Source organism: Aquimarina sp. AU119, assembly GCF_900312735.1.
GTDB classification, from domain to species: domain Bacteria; phylum Bacteroidota; class Bacteroidia; order Flavobacteriales; family Flavobacteriaceae; genus Aquimarina; species Aquimarina algiphila.
Genome location: NZ_OMPF01000006.1, coordinates 1 through 18,717, shown reverse-complemented (window position 1 = coordinate 18,717; position 18,717 = coordinate 1). Strand labels below are relative to the sequence as shown.

18 protein-coding genes and 1 tRNA gene are annotated in these 18,717 nt (G+C 32.2%); 9 read left to right on the top strand and 10 right to left on the bottom strand.

Annotation, left to right across the window (positions count from 1 at the left end; all coding sequences use genetic code 11):
* Window positions 1-394: 394 nt before the first annotated feature.
* From DK442_RS06140 to DK442_RS06125, 4 genes are all read left to right on the top strand, one after another.
* Complete coding sequence (locus tag DK442_RS06140; protein ID WP_109434983.1) at window positions 395-3,007, top strand: TonB-dependent receptor; 2,613 nt, start codon at window positions 395-397, stop codon at window positions 3,005-3,007.
* A gap of 397 nt (window positions 3,008-3,404) precedes the next feature.
* A complete protein-coding gene (locus DK442_RS06135; protein WP_109434982.1) occupies window positions 3,405-4,151 on the top strand; it encodes a nucleotidyltransferase domain-containing protein in 747 nt (248 codons plus the stop codon).
* Window positions 4,152-4,729: 578 nt separating this feature from the next.
* Window positions 4,730-4,915: a class I lanthipeptide gene (locus DK442_RS06130; protein ID WP_109434981.1), complete on the top strand. Its 186-nt coding sequence runs from the start codon at window positions 4,730-4,732 to the stop codon at window positions 4,913-4,915.
* 166 nt (window positions 4,916-5,081) lie between these two features.
* A complete protein-coding gene (locus tag DK442_RS06125) occupies window positions 5,082-5,522 on the top strand; it encodes a hypothetical protein (RefSeq protein ID WP_109434980.1) in 441 nt (146 codons plus the stop codon).
* A 107-nt stretch (window positions 5,523-5,629) separates the two neighbouring features.
* On the opposite strand, the gene DK442_RS06120 is transcribed toward DK442_RS06125, so the two are convergent.
* Window positions 5,630-6,052: a secondary thiamine-phosphate synthase enzyme YjbQ gene (locus DK442_RS06120; protein WP_109435070.1), complete on the bottom strand. Its 423-nt coding sequence runs from the start codon at window positions 6,050-6,052 to the stop codon at window positions 5,630-5,632.
* Window positions 6,053-6,284: 232 nt separating this feature from the next.
* On the opposite strand from DK442_RS06120, the gene DK442_RS06115 reads away from it, so the two are divergent.
* On the top strand, window positions 6,285-7,097 hold the full coding sequence (locus tag DK442_RS06115) for an HAD family hydrolase (RefSeq protein ID WP_109434979.1): 813 nt from the start codon (window positions 6,285-6,287) through the stop codon (window positions 7,095-7,097).
* Between the two features lie 34 nt (window positions 7,098-7,131).
* Here the strand turns inward: DK442_RS06115 and DK442_RS06110 are convergent, their stop codons facing one another.
* The 3 genes from DK442_RS06110 to lepA form a co-directional block, all read right to left on the bottom strand.
* Window positions 7,132-7,551 carry a hypothetical protein gene (locus DK442_RS06110; protein ID WP_109434978.1) on the bottom strand — a complete coding sequence of 140 codons (420 nt, stop codon included), beginning with the start codon at window positions 7,549-7,551 and terminating at the stop codon, window positions 7,132-7,134.
* A 29-nt stretch (window positions 7,552-7,580) separates the two neighbouring features.
* Window positions 7,581-8,492, bottom strand: coding sequence for a carboxypeptidase-like regulatory domain-containing protein (locus DK442_RS06105; protein ID WP_160114066.1), 912 nt, complete (start codon window positions 8,490-8,492; stop codon window positions 7,581-7,583).
* An 87-nt stretch (window positions 8,493-8,579) separates the two neighbouring features.
* Window positions 8,580-10,376, bottom strand: a complete 1,797-nt coding sequence (lepA, locus tag DK442_RS06100) for a translation elongation factor 4 (protein WP_109434976.1) — start codon at window positions 10,374-10,376, stop codon at window positions 8,580-8,582.
* A gap of 469 nt (window positions 10,377-10,845) precedes the next feature.
* Here lepA and DK442_RS06095 point away from each other — a divergent pair, with 469 nt between their 5' ends.
* Window positions 10,846-12,081 carry a T9SS type A sorting domain-containing protein gene (locus tag DK442_RS06095; protein ID WP_109434975.1) on the top strand — a complete coding sequence of 412 codons (1,236 nt, stop codon included), beginning with the start codon at window positions 10,846-10,848 and terminating at the stop codon, window positions 12,079-12,081.
* A 120-nt stretch (window positions 12,082-12,201) separates the two neighbouring features.
* Window positions 12,202-13,194 (top strand): tRNA dihydrouridine synthase DusB, encoded by a 993-nt coding sequence (dusB, locus tag DK442_RS06090; protein ID WP_109435069.1) that lies wholly within the window; start codon window positions 12,202-12,204, stop codon window positions 13,192-13,194.
* Between the two features lie 19 nt (window positions 13,195-13,213).
* On the opposite strand, the gene DK442_RS06085 is transcribed toward dusB, so the two are convergent.
* From DK442_RS06085 to rbfA, 3 genes are all read right to left on the bottom strand, one after another.
* On the bottom strand, window positions 13,214-13,852 hold the full coding sequence (locus tag DK442_RS06085) for a hypothetical protein (RefSeq protein WP_109434974.1): 639 nt from the start codon (window positions 13,850-13,852) through the stop codon (window positions 13,214-13,216).
* Between the two features lie 405 nt (window positions 13,853-14,257).
* The gene (locus DK442_RS06080; protein WP_109434973.1) at window positions 14,258-15,460 is read right to left on the bottom strand and encodes an ABC transporter permease; all 1,203 of its coding nucleotides are present in this window, start codon (window positions 15,458-15,460) and stop codon (window positions 14,258-14,260) included.
* Between the two features lie 200 nt (window positions 15,461-15,660).
* Complete coding sequence (rbfA, locus tag DK442_RS06075; protein ID WP_109434972.1) at window positions 15,661-16,053, bottom strand: 30S ribosome-binding factor RbfA; 393 nt, start codon at window positions 16,051-16,053, stop codon at window positions 15,661-15,663.
* Window positions 16,054-16,108: 55 nt separating this feature from the next.
* Here rbfA and mce point away from each other — a divergent pair, with 55 nt between their 5' ends.
* Window positions 16,109-16,522 carry a methylmalonyl-CoA epimerase gene (gene mce / locus DK442_RS06070; RefSeq protein WP_109434971.1) on the top strand — a complete coding sequence of 138 codons (414 nt, stop codon included), beginning with the start codon at window positions 16,109-16,111 and terminating at the stop codon, window positions 16,520-16,522.
* 129 nt (window positions 16,523-16,651) lie between these two features.
* Window positions 16,652-16,725, top strand: a tRNA-Ile gene (locus tag DK442_RS06065).
* A gap of 134 nt (window positions 16,726-16,859) precedes the next feature.
* On the opposite strand, the gene DK442_RS06060 is transcribed toward DK442_RS06065, so the two are convergent.
* The 3 genes from DK442_RS06060 to DK442_RS06050 all read right to left on the bottom strand — a co-directional run bounded on the left by DK442_RS06060 (window position 16,860) and on the right by DK442_RS06050 (window position 18,209).
* Window positions 16,860-17,207 (bottom strand): hypothetical protein, encoded by a 348-nt coding sequence (locus DK442_RS06060; RefSeq protein WP_160114065.1) that lies wholly within the window; start codon window positions 17,205-17,207, stop codon window positions 16,860-16,862.
* A gap of 104 nt (window positions 17,208-17,311) precedes the next feature.
* Window positions 17,312-17,617: a hypothetical protein gene (locus tag DK442_RS06055; RefSeq protein WP_109434969.1), complete on the bottom strand. Its 306-nt coding sequence runs from the start codon at window positions 17,615-17,617 to the stop codon at window positions 17,312-17,314.
* 85 nt (window positions 17,618-17,702) lie between these two features.
* Window positions 17,703-18,209 (bottom strand): hypothetical protein, encoded by a 507-nt coding sequence (locus tag DK442_RS06050; protein ID WP_109434968.1) that lies wholly within the window; start codon window positions 18,207-18,209, stop codon window positions 17,703-17,705.
* Window positions 18,210-18,717 lie beyond the last annotated feature (508 nt).

Below are 18,717 nucleotides of genomic sequence, written 5' to 3'. Positions count from 1 at the left end.
CCCTTTCTTACGTAAGAAAGGGAAAATGTTAAAACACGTATCAAAACACAACACATCTCTTATTCTAACCGCTTTTTTATCTTATTGTTGCAACTTTAGAAACATAATTAATTAACATTTTTTTAGTTAATAACTTTTTATATCTTCAAATACCTGAAAGCCAACATAATTAGAAATTCCTTTTACTTTTAATCTGTAGTTTTTTTGTTAAAAACTCTTAACATTAAGGTAAACTTAGTTTGCATAAAGATTCGTTCTTTTGCGGCGATTATTAACTCAATAATTTATTTTGAAACCATATACGATTTAAGCAGTTTTTGAAATACTTAAAAGTATAGGAATTTTTAATCGTTAAAGGTTTCGTAGCGTAATTAAAAATAATTAAAACACACTCATGAAAAAGATTACATTTTTATTTGTTGTAATCCTTATGGCAGTCGTTGGGGAGACGTTTGCACAAGGAGTAGTAACAGGAACGATATTCGATTCCGAATCAAATGGTCCATTACCTGGAGCAAACATTGTTGAATTAAGAACTTCTAATGGAACAACATCTGATTTTGATGGTAAATTTTCTATTACAGTAACTAAACCTACAGGAACAATTAATGTTTCTTATGTTGGATTTGGAGCTAAAAACATCGCTTATGATGTAACTAATGGTAATCAAGACCTTGGAACAATTAGTTTAAGTCTTGATAACTCTCTGGAAGAGATTGTAATTGTTGGTACAGGAGTTGTCGATTTGGCTGAAGATAGAAAAACACCTATCGCCGTTTCTACAATCAAAGCAAAAGATATTCAACAAAAAATTGGTACTGGTGATGTAACCACTGCTTTAATAAATACACCTTCTGTGTATGTAGCTGGTCAATCTGGTGGATTTGGAGATTCTAGAATTATCGTTAGAGGTTTTGATGATACCAATACTGCTTTCCTATTAAACGGACAGCCAATTAACAGTATGGAAGATGGTAGAATGTTCTGGTCCAACTGGTCTGGAATGTCTGATATTGCAAACGTAATACAAATTCAACGTGGTTTAGGTTCTTCTAAATTGGCAATCTCTTCCGTTGGTGGAACAGTGAATTTTGTTACTAGAGCTACAGATAAAAGAGAAGGTGGATTTGTATCTCTTGGAGTTGCTAATAACAATTATTTAAAAACAACTGCAGCATATAACACAGGAATAAGCGAAAATGGATTTGGAACAAGTGTTATGTTATCGCACTGGCAAGGTGATGGATATAATGAAGGTAACTTTGGTGAAGGTCAAACATACTTCATCTCTTTTGGATATAAGCCAAATGACAACCATAACTTTAACTTCTTAATTACAGGAGCTCCACAGTTTCACGATCAGAACTTCTCTAAAAGTATTTCTAGCTATTTAGAATTTGGAAGACGATACAATAATAACTGGGGAACTTTAGGTGGTAACTATTTAACTGAAAGAAGAAACTTCTACCATAAGCCAGTTGCTAACTTAAACTGGGATTGGAACATAAGTGAGAAATCTACATTATCATCTGTACTTTATGCCTCTTGGGGTCGAGGTGGTGGAACTGGAAACAGAGGGAACCGTGTTAGAACAGCTGAAGGAAGAGTTGATTTTGATGCAATTGTAGCAAACAACAATGCTGTTTCTGATGGAATAGGTTCTTTTGGTAACGATGCATATATTATTAGAGCCTCTATAAATAGTCATAACTGGTATGGTTTAGTAACTAATTTTAATCACCAGGTAAATGATAACTTAAGTTTTAATGTTGGTGCAGACTTTAGAACGTATAATGGAACACATTATAGACAAGCTACTGATTTCTTAGGGCTAGATGGATGGACTGAAGATCGTCGTTTAATAGGTCCAAACGGAACAAGAACTGGAGAAACAATCCCCGTAACTATCAATGAAAGTTTACCTGCTCAAGCATGGAGAGCAACTTTTGAAAATGTTGATGAAGATCAAAGAATTGCTTGGGATTATGAAGAAACCATAAGTTATGGTGGATTCTTTGGACAAGTAGAATATGCTACAGATAAATTTTCTACTTTCTTACAAGCAGCTGCTTCTCTTCAGTCTCATGACAGAACCGATAGATTCCAATATTTACCAGGAAATCAGGACTCAGAAAACGTAACTAACGAAGGATTTAATATAAAGGCTGGTGGTAGTTACAATATCAATGAGCAAAATCAAATATTCGTAAATGCAGGATATTATGATCGTCAGCCGTATCATGATAATATTTTCTTAAATTTTACAAACTTTGTAAACCCTCTAACTAAGAATGAAAAAATCCTTGGTATAGAAGCTGGTTATCAGTTTAGAAGTAGATTATTTTCTGCTAATGTAAATGCATATAGAACTTCTTGGAAAGATAGAGTAACTACAGAAATTGATAGTGACGAAACCACTGGTGATCAAATCTTTATTACCAATGAAGGCGTAGAACAATTACATACAGGTGTAGAAATAGATTTTACCGCAAAACCATTTCCTCAATTAGGAATTAATGGTTTCGCATCATTCGGAAACTGGGAGTATGTAGACAATGTAAGGGTTACTACAAGAGACGAGGAATTGAATGTTCTTTCTGTAGATGATACTGATGTAGACGGCGGAAAAGTTGGAGATGCTGCACAATTTACTGTTGGATTAGGGTTAAAATATCAAATCATTGAGAGATTATCTATCGATGCAGACTGGAGATTATATAACGATCTTTATTCTGACAGAACATTAAAAGATAATCTTGAATTACCAAGTTATGATGTTGTAGATGCTGGTATTTCTTATAAAATGTTATTAGGTAAAGACAAGTTAAGTTCTATTGATTTTAGAGTTAACGTAAACAACCTTTTCTATGAGGTTTATTTATCAGAATTAACTACTGCGAACCAAGTAGAAGATGGAGACGAAACTTTTAATGGTATCAATGTAAGTAATAGAGGATATTTTGGTCTAGGAAGAACCTGGAACGCAAGTATCAGATATAACTTCTAAATATATATAAAAATTATATTTTACAAAAAGCCTCATACGTTCAGCGTATGAGGCTTTTATATACAGTATTAAAAGAAGCCCCATAAGTAGAGAATATCTACTCAATTATGACTTTGGATGTTTTGATTTTAGCCTTCAACACCAAGCTTGATAGCGCAGAATTAAAAATAGTTCTCATTTCGTAACTTCAAATCCTTCATGTTTTTGTAGTATCATGGAAACGCAGACCATGAAAAAATTTAAGCAATTTTCTGCATTATTTATAGTAATCGTTCATAAAATTTCTTATTAAAACAATAGAACATTTTTATTAACTTAAGCTCGAATTAACATTTAGGTTTCAAAATTCTCTTCATATAAGTTGTCTTTCAAAAAATAAACCTAAAGAAAAGAAAATATGGATATTAATTTAATAATTGAAAAATTTGTTCAAAAATGGAAATCCGAAAAAAATGTAGAAGGAATACTTCTTACAGGAAGTTACGCTACTGGCTTGCAAATGAAAGATTCTGACATCGACTTTAGAATCATTTTAAATAATAATGGTCAAAAATTTATAAAAGGAGTTGAAATTATTGAAGAAAAGCAAATTTCATTTTTAGGGAGTTCAATAGATGATGTTTACAAAATGTTTGATAATCAATTATATCTTTTTTCTAAATTCCAAGCAAGAATTTTTTGTACCGGGAAAATTCTTTTTGATAAAAGCGGAAAACTAGAGTTATTAAAAAATGAAGCCAAAGATATAATGTCAAAACCATTTAGAAAATTAAGTGAAACAGAAATTAAAATGGAACTATACGCTACTTGTAAACTTAAGGACGAGTTGCTTAAAAATAAAGGATATCAATTCGATTTGAACTATTATCTATTTTTAAACAAAATCTTTTTAGTATATTCAAAAATACTTAAAATTGAAATTATTCATCCTGGTTGTTTTAAATTAGATTCTTATTTTTTTGATTCTAATTTTAGAAATAAATATATGATAAATAAGTTTCCTGATAAAAATTTTATTTCAATTTACGTCAATGCTTTAAAGCAAAAGACAACAAAAGAAAAGAGAAATTCTTTAAAGTCGTTGTGGGATTTATTACAAAAAAACAACAAAACTGATTTTAATAATTTTTTGATTGTAAAATAATATACTCCTTTAGCTTCGTCTTTAGAGTATTTGTAAAAGAAATATCATACAATCATCAAACATTCATACCAGTTACTTTTAAAACCTGATAAATGAAAAATAATTGCTAAACCAATACTAGCTATTGTAGTAAGACAATCTGTTTCATTTTCCTAAATATTCTTTGCTGGATTCCACTACTTATACCCTACAAGATCATCCTCAAACGTGGACATACTCATTCCCATATTTATCCAATAACTAGCTGTTTCTTCAAATAATTCTTCATTAGTTTCCCTAAAGAGTCGATTAAAAATTTGAGCAATTCCATAGGTCCCATTACAAATACCTGCATCTTTAACTAAAGTTTGCTCCAGTGATTTTCTATTAGCAATGTATCTCAGTATTTGTAAAGCTTTTTTAATTGAGTTTCCAATTCTTTTTCATAATTGAATATGATTTTCGTTTTTGTCAGATTTTAGCATTTTAAAATCTCTTAAAATTAAATTTTAGGTGTTTTTGTGTTTAGTTTAACTTTATATTTTAAAAATACTCCTTATTTAATTTATATTTTTAGATAAACTTTTAAAACTAAAAACATGAAAAAAAAAGCATTTAATCGGTCCTTAAAATTTAACAAAGCGACAATTACCAAATTGAACGAAAAGGCTTTAGAAAATATCAAAGCGGGTGATGATTACAATGGTTCGAGAGGCCAATGCACAGATAAAACAGATTTTTTGGGTTGCGAGCCTTATCTAACTCACTACCCCTATTGCTCTTAAAAATTTCTATAAAGTATATATAGGAATAGATAGAACTGGAAACGTAAATTTGAATTATAAATTCTAATAAAAACTTTTTATATTTTGTACAACCTCATTCAATATTGAATGAGGTTTTTTTATTCATTATATGTACCTTTGGATAAACTAAACACATCGATGTATTATGTACGAAGCTATTCAAATCGTTCACTCCTATTGGGCTTATCTTGTTCTTCTAGTGGTTACCCTTGCAACTATTAATGCACTTGCCGGATTTTTTACTAAAAGAGAATATGCTCCAAAAGATTTTAGAATCTCTTTATTCGCCTTAATTGTTTCTCATATTCAACTCTTAATAGGAATTATAATTTTCTTTGTATCTCCATTAGTAGTTTGGTTCTCAGGCACTCATTCTATGGGAGAAATTATGAAAAATGCAACGCTACGTCTATATAATGTAGAACACCCAATGGTAATGATACTCACTATTGTTTTTATTACAATGGGGTATTCAAAACATAAAAAGAAACTTACTTCTACTCCAAAATTTAAAATGCTCGCTATTTTTTATACCATCGGATGGATTCTTATGTTATCTAGAATCCCCTGGGCGCAGTGGTTTTAAAACCAAACAGAATTTAGAATACTATCTATATTGATGTATTCAAAAAAATGATCCTGGATTTCGTCCGGGATTTGTTTTTTTGAACCGCTGTTAAACACCCATTATTTCTAGTTTCCATAAGCTGTAATCACTAGTTTCCTCGAACCTCCATAATTTCTATGTTCGCAAAGATAAATCCCTTGCCAGGTGCCTAGGTTTAATTTTCCGTTTGTAATAGGTATCTGCACAGAAGCTCCCATTAGCGATGCTTTAATATGAGCTGGCATATCATCTGATCCTTCATAGGTATGAATATAATACGGAGCGTCTTCGGGAACCATAACATTCATATGGCTTTCAAAATCCTGTCGTACTGTAGGATCTGCATTTTCGTTTATTGTAAGACTCGCAGAGGTATGTTTTATAAATACCTGTAATTGACCAATATTGATCTCTTTTAATTCTGGAATTTTTGATACAACTTCGGTTGTAATCAAGTGAAAACCTCTAGCGAACGCTTGCAACTTCACTTCTTTTTGAAAAAATTTCATACACTTTGTCATTCCAGTGTAGGCTGGAATCTATTTTTTATAACTAAAACAAACATACAGTTTTATTAATCATTGTGATTCACTATTTGGATTACAGCCTTTAGTTGATCATGAGTTGGGTCGAAAGGCTGGAATAACAAGAAGTTTTACTAATTTAATACAAATTTCACAGTCATAACATATTCTATTTCTCTTAACAATATACCTTTGCTACTTAAAATTTATCATTGCTATGGATTTATCTCACATCAAAATGGTTGCTACCGATATGGATGGAACACTTCTTAATACAAAAGGAGAAGTAAGCCGTCACTTCTTCGAACTTTTTGAAGAATTAAACGATCTCGGAGTAACTTTTGTTGCTGCTAGTGGTCGCCAATATTATAGTATTATTGATAAGTTAAAGCCCATCAAAGATGATATTTATGTAATTGCCGAAAATGGAGCGCTTACTATGCATCAGGATCGGGAGCTTCAGACTACAGAAATTGATCGAGAAACTTATCTTGAACTTCTTGATATCACTAAAACACTACAAGGCTCGCAAGTGATCCTTTGCGGAAGAAAAAAAGGATATATCGAAGATTATGGACAAGATTTTGTCGATATGTTCACAGAATATTATGGCCGATATGAAATCGTACAAGACTTGTCTCAAGTTGTAGACGATCAATATCTTAAAATTGCTATTTGCAATCAAAAAGGCTCAGAACAATATCTTTATCCAGCATTAAAACATCTCGAGAATAGGTTAAAAGTAAAAGTATCTGGAGAAATCTGGTTAGACTTATCTCATAACCTTGCCAATAAAGGTCATGCGCTTCAGCAGTTACAGGAAAAAAATAATATACTTCCTGAAGAAACGATGGTTTTTGGAGATTATAACAATGATCTAGAAATGATGACTAGAGCAAAATATAGTTTTGCTATGGAAAATGCACATCCCAATGTAAAAGCTATTGCCAACTACTCAACAAAGAGTAATAATGATAATGGAGTAGAACATATGTTGATCAAAATGATTGAAGCTAAAAAAGCTCGTTAAAAATTATTATATCCTTACTCTCCAGAATATAATTTTACAGGTTTTTTGATTTGTGAATTCTAGTTTGTATTAACTCATCTAAATCAATTCTAAACACTCCCGACGATGGTTCTTTTGAAAATCTATCTTCCTCGAACCCTCCTAATACATAAAGTGTATTATCTGCACAATGTAATCTAGATTCTTTCAAAAACAAATTGATTAAATATTCATTCAGTACTTTGGTATTTACATTATATGTACATAATTTCCCTTCTTCAAAAAAATAAATGATCCCTTCTTTATAGACGATTCCGGCATTATCAATTCTCAGAGGTAATTCCCCTTCATTTTCCCATTTTCCAGAAATCAAATCATACGTTTTAATTTCTGAAACAGCTTTTACTTTATGCTTCCTTATCAAATATATTTTATGGTTAACCAGAATACCTTTCATTTTTTCAGCACCTGGCATATCTTCTAACTTATACCAAAAACCTGTTTCTAAATTATATAAATGTACTTTATTCGTATATATTTTAGTTCCGTCTTTTTTAGCTTTAGTAGCCCCCCCATTACAATAATGTGGTTCTTATAGGTAAAAGACATAAAATCTATAGCTTGATGAGGATTGGTATCATCAATACTGATTATATTCTTTTTGATGTCAAATACTTCGATTTTATTATCCAGATATTCATACTTCCTATTATCAGATAAATATTTGCCTCCCAAGACATAAATCTTACCATTGTGGTAGTTAAGATTATGATATGCTCTTTTTCTAAACTTTAGTGAAGACTCTTTCCAGGTATCCAATGTTATATCATAGATCGACAGTTTTCCATTATAATTCTTCCATAAAGAATTTGTACTAATCCTTGTTTGTTCCAAAAAATCTTTAAACGTTGCACCTGGCATGTTTAATTCGGGATGATCATTCAAAGTTTTTAAAGCAACATCTGCCTCAGATGAAGCATCACCTCCAATTATATAGATTTTATTATCTATTAATAAGGATCCAAAAGAGTAAAGTCCACTTTTTAGAGAAGCTAGTTTTGTAAACTGAATTTTGGGTTTTAATTTTTTATCAGAAATAAGAGTAACTTCATTCAGTTTCTCAAGATCATTAACAAGATAAATAGTGTCTTTTTTCTTAAGCTCCAAAAATAGCAACTTCTTCGTTTTATACCCTAAGTGAGAGAAATATAGTGTATCTTTTTTTTTGACTTTAGAGTCAAGTTTAAGATAAAAAGCCCCTTTCTCATTTGTAATCGTCCCTTCTTTTACTTTTTCCAGGTAGACATTTACGGTTTGAATAGGTTTTTTCGTTTTCTGATCGACAACTACACCACTAACACTTTGGGAAAATACATAAACCGGAACAAGCAATAAAAACAATGTTAACTTCTTCAAAATCGAGTTTTTAATTATTACATATTAACTCTCAAATTAAAAATCTTCAACAAAAATTACTTGCTATCGACACAACTGTCGACCGTATCAATCATTCAATTTCAATACTGCCATAAATGCTTCCTGAGGAATCTCAACATTTCCTACCTGGCGCATACGTTTTTTACCTTTTTTCTGCTTTTCTAATAACTTTCGCTTACGTGAAATATCACCACCATAACATTTGGCCGTTACATCTTTACGAAGTGCTTTTACGGTTTCACGAGCTATAAACTTTGCTCCAATTGCCGCCTGGATCGGAATATCAAATTGTTGACGCGGGATCAACTCTTTTAACTTTTCACAGATTTTTTTCCCAATATCATAGGCATTATCTTTATGCAATAATGCAGACAACGCATCCACAATATTTCCATTCAGTAATATATCGACTTTTACGAGTTTAGAAGAACGCATACCAATCGGGGCATAATCAAAAGAAGCATATCCTTTTGACACCGTTTTTAAACGATCATAGAAATCAAAAACAATCTCTGCTAATGGCATGTCAAATGTTAGTTCTACTCGTTCTGTAGTAAGATAAGTCTGATTGGTAATCTCCCCACGTTTTTCGATACACAATGACATTACCGAACCTACAAAATCAGACTTGGTAATGATCGATGCTTTAATATAGGGTTCTTCTACACGATTCATAGAAGAAGGATCAGGTAAATCTGATGGATTGTTTACAATAATGATATCATCAGGATGCTTGTGAGTAAACGCATGATAAGACACATTAGGTACTGTAGTAATTACAGTCATATTAAACTCTCGTTCGAGTCGTTCCTGTATAATTTCCATGTGAAGCATTCCTAAGAATCCACATCGAAATCCAAAACCTAAAGCAGCAGAACTCTCTGGTACAAAAACCAATGAAGCATCATTAAGCTGTAGTTTTTCCATCGAAGCCCTCAATTCTTCATAATCTTCTGTATCTACAGGATAAATTCCTGCAAATACCATAGGCTTCACATCTTCAAAACCTTCAATAGCATTTTGAGTAGGAGTTTTAGCATCTGTAATAGTATCTCCTACTTTTACTTCGCGAGCATCTTTAATCCCTGTGATTAAATATCCAACATCTCCTGTCTTAATCACCTTTTTAGGAACCTGATTAAGTTTTAAGGTACCTACCTCATCTGCAGAATAATCCTTCCCCGTTGCAACAAATTTAATTTGTTGCCCCTTCTTAATCTCTCCATTTATGACTCTAAAATATGTTTCTACTCCTCTAAACGGATTATATACTGAGTCAAAAATCAATGCCTGTAAAGGTTCTTCAGGATTCCCTTCTGGAGCAGGAATACGTTCTATAATAGCAGAAAGAATTTCTTCAATTCCGATACCGGTTTTGGCACTGGCGGGAATTACATCTTCTGCATCACAACCTAATAAATCTACAATATCATCGGTCACTTCTTCTGGATTAGCACTTGGCAAATCCACTTTATTGAGTACCGGTATAATTTCCAGGTCATTTTCTAATGCCAGATATAGATTAGAAATCGTTTGTGCTTGTATACTTTGTGCAGCATCGACAATCAATAGTGCGCCTTCGCATGCCGCGATAGAACGAGATACCTCATAAGAAAAATCTACATGCCCGGGAGTATCGATAAGATTGAGGATATATTCCTCTCCTTTATACGTATATTCCATCTGGATCGCGTGACTCTTTATAGTTATTCCACGTTCACGCTCCAGATCCATACTATCCAGCAATTGTGCTTGTGCTTCACGAGCAGTTACCGATCCTGTAAAATCTAATAATCGATCCGCAAGTGTACTCTTACCGTGATCAATATGCGCAATAATGCAAAAATTTCTAATCTTTTTCATTCTTCTTTTTCAAATAATTATGCGGGCTGAACCGGGCTATTCGTTATATCTTTTTATTTGTATACTTCGATAGGCTCAGCATACAAATAAAAAGGATGCCACTACTATCCCTGCCCGATGAGTTCAATTCAACTGAATTAAAATCATTTAGTCTGCAAATATAATCGATTTTAGAAGCTTTATACTATCCCTTACCGTATTTTTAGACTAATCCTATTTACTCAAAACAAGAGCTCTATAAACATACATTACACTTATTTTTTCTCTAGAAAAAGTAATAAAAGTTATCATGATCATCTATGTAATACACTTATTTCAAATTCAGTTTCTATTACTAACCTTTCTTTTTTGTATATTTATCTTATCCCATTTCTTCTTATTTCAAGAGCCTCAATTAAAAATATATTAATCTACTTCTGTCCCCAGAATCATTAATTTATTGCATAAAATAACCTAAAAAACAATAGTGATGAAAAATATACTACTACTTCCATTTTTATTTTTATCATTGTACACATATGGCCAAACATGGGAAGAGATCAACCAAGGTAATGTAAGCGATATTTCTGGATATGGCGATACCTTACACATGGTAGGAAATCAAGTTAATAATGGAAATACTAATTACTTTTATGGGATTTCTACTGATGGTGGAAGCACTTGGAATAAAACAACTCTTAACCCTTTTATGAGTGTTGAAGGGGTGCCTATCTCTGTTGGTTTTTTTAATAATACTGATGGTATCATCGGAATCAAAGGAAGTTTTACCGAAGAATATTTAAAAACTTCTGATGGCGGATTAACATGGCAAAAATTTAACCCATCAACAAGTCAAGGTATTTTTCAACCATATGATATCATAATTCTTGATGAATCTACTGCTATAATTACAGCATTCCAATCTGGAAAATACATCATTACCTATGATAAAGGAAATACCTGGAGTTGTCAATGTCAATTTTCTACTGCATGGATACCCAATTTTGAAGTTATAAATAGCTCATTATTTTTTAATTACGATTCAAATACCGGCATCTATAAGAGTACCGATGGAGGTATGAATTGGTCAGTCATTTTAAATACAAGAGATATAACTGCGTTTTCAATGGAAAATGAAAATAGCGGATATGCTATTGTTCCTCAAAATAGCATTGACAATAACGGAAACACGGTTACTACCCCTAATTTATATAAAACTACCGATGGCTGGGGTTCTTATGAAATTATCCCATTAATTATGCTACAAGATAAGTATATAGGAGCCTTTACTTTTGTTAATTCTCAAGAGTTTTATTTTTTTAACAACGATGACATATATTATTCTGGTGACGGGGGACAGACTATACGATTATTACAAACCATAGATTTTGATCCTTTTAGAATAAACAAAATCCAGGATGCTATATTTGCAACTGGACGGGGACTAGCCAAACTCGATCCTAATGGTGTGATAAGTAATATTCTAGAAGATGACTCTATAAATGAAGAGTTAATCATTTATCCTAACCCTATTACCGAAAATCAAATTTCTATAAACAGTGATGAATTTACTTCTTACTCATTGTATGATTTAACGGGACGTTTTGTAGAATCAGGAGTGATAAATAATGGTGTAATTGAATTAAAACCTCTGAGTAAACAATTCTATTTTTTATCTCTGGAAAATATAGATACCATTAAAACTTTAAAGATTGTTGTAGAGTAAGTAAATTAAAAGAAAACTACCTTATTCTTAACACTACGAATAGTGCAAGAAATTGAGATTAAAGAATAGTAGTCTTAAGATTTGTTATTATTCGTATTTTTGTCAAAAAAATTAATTGCTGTGGCCAAAATAGGAGATATAGATGTAGGGGAATTCCCGTTGTTATTAGCCCCGATGGAAGATGTAAGTGATCCACCTTTTCGCGCGTTGTGTAAAGAACAAGGTGCAGATGTTGTATATACAGAATTTATCTCTAGCGAAGGCTTAATTCGAGATGCTGCCAAAAGTGTAATCAAGCTTGATATTTACGAAAAAGAACGTCCTGTAGGGATTCAGATTTTTGGAGCCAATCTGGATTCTATGCTTAAATCGGTAGAAATCGTAGAGGCATCAGGACCGGATATCATTGATATTAATTTTGGATGTCCTGTAAAAAAAGTAGTAAGTAAAGGTGCTGGTGCCGGAATATTAAAAGATATTGACCTTATGGTCTCCCTTACCGAGGCCATGGTTAAACATACTAAACTCCCCATAACGGTAAAAACGAGATTGGGTTGGGATCATGATTCGATCAGAATTGTAGAAGTAGCAGAGCGATTACAAGATATAGGAGCAAAGGCTATTTCTATCCATGGGCGTACCCGTGCACAAATGTATAAGGGTAATGCCGACTGGAAACCGATTGCCGAGGTAAAAAACAATCCTAGAATGCACATCCCTGTATTTGGTAATGGTGATGTTAATACTCCCGAACGTGCTATGGAAATGAGAGATCAGTATGGCCTTGATGGTGCTATGATTGGTCGTGCCAGTATTGGATATCCCTGGTTTTTTAGAGAAGTGAAACATTATTTTGAAACCGGTAAGCACTTACCTCCCCCAACATTGGATGAACGTGTGATTGCTGCACGCAGGCATTTACAAATGGCTATTGACTGGAAAGGAGAAAAATTAGGTGTTTTTGAAACCCGAAGACATTATACCAATTATTTTAAAGGGATACCTCATTTTAAAGAATATCGAACCAAAATGGTTACCAGTGACCATCCTGAAGATGTATTTGCAACCTTTGACGAAGTACAAAAAACATTTACAGGATTTGAGTTTGTTTAATATTGATTAAAATACTTCTTTACCCATAATTATCTGTGCGTACTACTGGCGTTGGATCGTTCTCTTTAATTCTAGTTCTGCATTTCTTTTCGATATCGAAGACGTTATCGATTTGAGAAATATAAATAATATCAGGTACAAAATGATTTGAACCATTCTTTCTATTTCTCATTTTTCCGGTTCTTAATTCTAATTCGAGATTACCAGAATTTCTGTTCTTCTTAATCTGTATATTCCCCGAAAACTGCTCCCAATCTTTTATTTCTATAGTTCCTTTTCTATATTTTATTAATCTATTTTCGGTTCCTACAAAGTATCCTCCTTTTTGAAAAAGCATAAACATTCCCCAAATCAACATTGCTATACCAATTATAACAAACAAACCAATAATTAGTCCTGGAAATAATAAGGGTTCTAAATTATCGAGGCTCCCTACCATTGCAGTCCCGTTAGATGTAAAATGAACTTCTTCTTTTTTAAATAATGGTCCAAAAAAAGCAACTACAAAAATACTTACAAACCCATTCCAGAAAAGAGAAAACAACAAAATTGCGATCGACTTTTTTATAGGATGATTCCTTTTACTTTTTACCAAAAAGTCTACTTGTTCTGAGTCTATAACCGTTTTAAGATCCCTGGGAATGCTACTTAAATTCATATTAAATTTTGTTTTCTACACCCAATATTACTACAAAATTGGTATTAATTACTCTAATATGTACCTAAATGACCAATAATGTTACGATACTTCTAAATATCAATGTAAACGACATAAATTCTTTACTATCCTATATGCTATAATTGCGTTAGGGATAGGAACAAGCTACCGTGTAGCGTGAATAGCCCGCTCGAACGCCCAAATCTTATCATAAACCTAAAAGATTACATCATAATTAATAGAGTTGTCACTCTGGTGTAGACCAGAATCTATGATTTATGCTCTTAAGTAAATTCTACATACGTTGGAATGACAGGTCTTATCAATCTAGAACTTGATGATGTATTAAAAGTGTTATTATCGAATACACTTCGACAAAAACTCAGCATAGCAATAGATGAACCGTTAACTTACCAGTTTCTGATTAATTCTACTTGATGCCAGTAATGAAGCAATAAAACCAATAATGGTAATCGTGAAAAACACTACTACAAAACTAATCCCAGTAATGCGGGTTGGATAAGGTAAAGACGGAGTAATCATCAATAAGCCGAACTGTTGTTGTAGTACAATGATTATAAACCCTAGAAGTAGCCCCAGCAACGCTCCTAAAATAGTCATAAGGGAACCTTGAAACAAAAATATTTTTCTGATCCCCGCCAAGGATGCCCCTACATTGTATAGTGTTTTTACATTACTTTTCTTATCGATAATCATCATGATAATAGCTCCTGCTACATTAAACAAGGCTATGATGGCAATCAAAGTAATCACCAGGTATGAAACCAAATTTTCGGTATTCAACATTCTGTAAAGGGTCTCATTAAGCTGAATCCTGTTTTTTACAATCACCTTATGATCAAAAATAGCTTCTAACTCCTGTACTACTTTTGCTTCATCGGCTTGAGGTGCCAATTTAAGTTCGATATGGGTTACTTTATCTTGCGGTAATTCTAATAATTTGCGTGCCAAACCAGTAGTCGTAAATATGTATTTCTTATCAAGCTCATCATTAAGGCTATAAATACCAATATTTACAGCTTTTTCTGAGCTAAATGCTTTTGATGGGTCATTAGGGATGCCTTTACCTGGTTTTGGCACGTATATACTCAACAGATTGGTATAGGTCTGTTCGACCCCCATGCTCAATTCTCTACTAATTCCATTACCGGCAACTACCTGAAAATCGTTATTGGTGAGCCATTCTCCATACACCAAAATACTATCAGTCTGGATGACCTCATGGTAATTACTATCAACACCTTTGATATATGCTGTTTTTTGTTTTTCTCTAAATTCTAAAAATACACGTTCCTCTACAATTTCGGAGAAGTTGATCACTCCTTCGAGTTTTGACAGTTTTTCTTTTTGGGTATCGGTAAAGGTAAATGTCTTTCCGCTTTCTGGAAAAATCTTAAGATCAGGATCAAAATAAGAAGAAAACTGAAGACTAAAATCTTTAAGACCTGCAAAACCCGATAACACCAGGAATAACGCCATAGCTCCTATCACCACTCCTGCTGCTGCAATAATCGTTATAATATTAATTGCATTACTACTTCCTGGAGAAAATAAATATCGCTTGGCGATGTATAATGAAAAATTCAATTCGCTATGATGATCATTAAGTTGTGAATACCTATAATGAGTATCAACTCAAAAAAGGGATACTATATTTGATTTGGGAATAAAGATAAGAGAATAAAGAGAAATGAAAATGTTATTTCTGTTACTTACCATGAATTTCCTAAAAAAGAGCACTAAAAAATTAGTTTTGATACTTAACGAACCTTTATTAAAGAATCTTTTTATTTCTTTTTACGTTTTTCCAGAAGATCAGGATTCAAAAGTGGGTTCTCTTCTCCTTTGACTGCTTTTTCTATATTAGAGATATACTCCAGAGAATCATCAATATAATAAGACACCTCTGGCATACGACGCAACTGATTTTTGGTTCGTTGTGCTACCTGGTGTTTGATTTGTGATTTTACTGCATTTACTTCTTTTAGTACTTTTTCACCTTCCTGATGCGGAAAAACACTCATATATACTTTTGCGATAGAAAGATCTGTAGTTACTGTTACTTTGGTTACGGAAACCAAAATCCCCTGTACTCCCGCTTCACGCAATGCCAGTTGTATCACATCGGCAACATCGCGCTGTAATACTCCTGCTATTTTTTTCTGTCTGTTTGTTTCCATGGTGCAAAAATACATATTAATTGTACTTTTACCAACGTAGTTATAAATGTATATTATGAACCATATTAATAAAATAGAACATCTGGGTATTGCCGTTAAGGATATCGAACAAGCCAATACTTTATACGAAAAGCTTTTGGGCGTTCCTCCATATAAACAGGAAGCTGTAGAAAGTGAAGCTGTCATTACTTCTTTTTTTAAGGTAGGTGATAGCAAAATAGAATTGCTGGCCAGTACACAGGATGATGGTCCCATCGGAAAATTTATTGCCAAAAAAGGAGAAGGCATTCATCATATTGCTTTTGATGTAGATGATATTGTACTCGAATTGGAACGATTAGAGCAAGAAGGATTTCAGATCCTTAATAAAACGCCCAAGAAAGGAGCTGATAATAAGTTAGTCGCTTTTATTCATCCAAAAACCACTAATGGAGTTTTGGTAGAATTGTGCCAGGAAGTTCCAAAATAAGATGCTCTCATACCCTATATAACAAGCGGTTACTACAAATAAATAGTACAAGAATATAGAATACTTAAAATAATAGAAAAAAATGTTTGGCGTGTTTATATCAAATCCTTAAATTTGCCCTCCGTTTTAGGTCCCATAGCTCAGCTGGTTAGAGCACCTGACTCATAATCAGGGGGTCCTTGGTTCGAGCCCAAGTGGGACCACATAGTTTAAAAAAGCTGTTTCTAATAGTAGAAGCAGCTTTTTTTATGCCGTATAGTGAACTTAATGGTCTTAGTGATTGTTCATAATACTTAGCACGGATTTGAAATCTGCGGTATTGGTTTTTTATATAAGATCAACTTAATATTAGTAATTTTTCAGCTTCTTTTATATCGGGTTCATTTTTTAATTTTAAAATACTAGCCATAACCTCTAACCAATGTCCCTTATCATGACTTTTATGAAATGAAGCTCCATACAATGAAGCTAAGGAAGGATAAGTAGGTAACTTTTTTTCTTTTGCAATTTTAGAAAAGATGATTGCTAAATTTTCCTTATTGAGCTCTAAAGATTGAAATTTTTCGGGTAAAATACCAGTAGTACAAAATAATGTTAAACATAAATTTGACAATTCTCTATAGTCAATATCACTTGGGAGAGATTGATTTAGATAAGAAAAAAGATCTTTTAAATTATCGTCCATAATTATATTCCGATCGCGAGGATTTGCAATCCCTGTCAATAATATCTATAGCAAATGTAAAACTAACTAGTTTCATTTTTTGAAACCAAGCAATTAATTTTACATTAATGATCTTTCAATCTGACTCCATTTCCAATTTCTAGGTCAGCATCAACATTAAAAGTTTCAAAGAAGTACTCATATTTATCAAAATCAAAAGAAAAATCAATCGTATTAGCTATACAGTTTGCCATTCTCTTATTTATATCATATTGTTCATAAAGCAAAGGGGCTTTTTTAGAAGCTTTAAATATTCTTTTTAGTTCTATTAATGGAAAATCTTCTTCTAACAAAATTCGTTCACCAATAAACGTCTCACTACTTTTTTCATAAAAAGTGATACATCTTTGTATTTTGAAATCTTTCTTCATTTTTTATAACTTTTTGTCAGTTCTTCTAACTGATCATATGGATTTGAAATCCGTGCTTTCAATAATACTCTAATGAAAATTGGGATCAATCCTTATTTTCCCAAGCTTTTACCTTACCAACATTTCTATTCTCTAAAATAAGATTAAAACTCACTGTATCTGTTAGAACATTCCGTTCTATGGGAATAAATGGACTGTACTTATTATATTTTTCTCCTGAAAAAACAGATAGTTTTCCAAATTTTTGATCTTTTTTAAATGAAACTACAACTTGAAATGGAAGTTTTGGAGTATTTCTTACCAGTGAATCATCTTTTTCTAATTTAACTATCTCATCAGATGAATTTCTCCAACGATATCCTTTCTCAATAAATACATTTAGAATTTCAACACTATCTGTATTAGCTTTATAATTCAATTTCTTTATAAAAACTTTTCTTTCTTTTGACTCTCGAACAGTTTTTGAAAACCTTCTATAACTATCTTTATTATATCCATGATATCCGATATAAGAATTAAAGTATCCTAAACCGATTATTGCAACAATTAAAATGATTATTGAAACAATAATTATACCTCTAAATTTTCTCATAAGGTCATTTCTCAACAATTTAATTCAAAATGGTTTTCTCTATTTTACTTTTTTATAAGCTACTTTTAAAAGCATTATAAATACCCAAATCAAACAACTATAAATTACAAATCCTAATAATTGGCCTAAAACGAAAAACAAGTCTGAATCATAAATATAATTACCAATAAATCTAGCCATTATGCCAAAAAGTTTTGCTGGTCGGATAATAGAATAACCTAAATCATCTTGTATATTATCAAAATACAGAGATATGCTCCTCCTACTAAAGTAATCATAGGTTCCTAGCAATATAAATAGCCCTGAAATAATTAAGGATGCTAGAATACATGTTTTTCTCATTACTTACTTTTATTAATAGCGATAGCGCGGATTTGTAATCATAAGTGTTCGAAACCTTTATGTTGAGTTTATTATTTCATTAATTTTATTAGGATCTCCGCCACATTTTAGGATGATATCTTTGATTATTAATACTTCCAGTTCATTTGTAAATTTTAATTTTGGA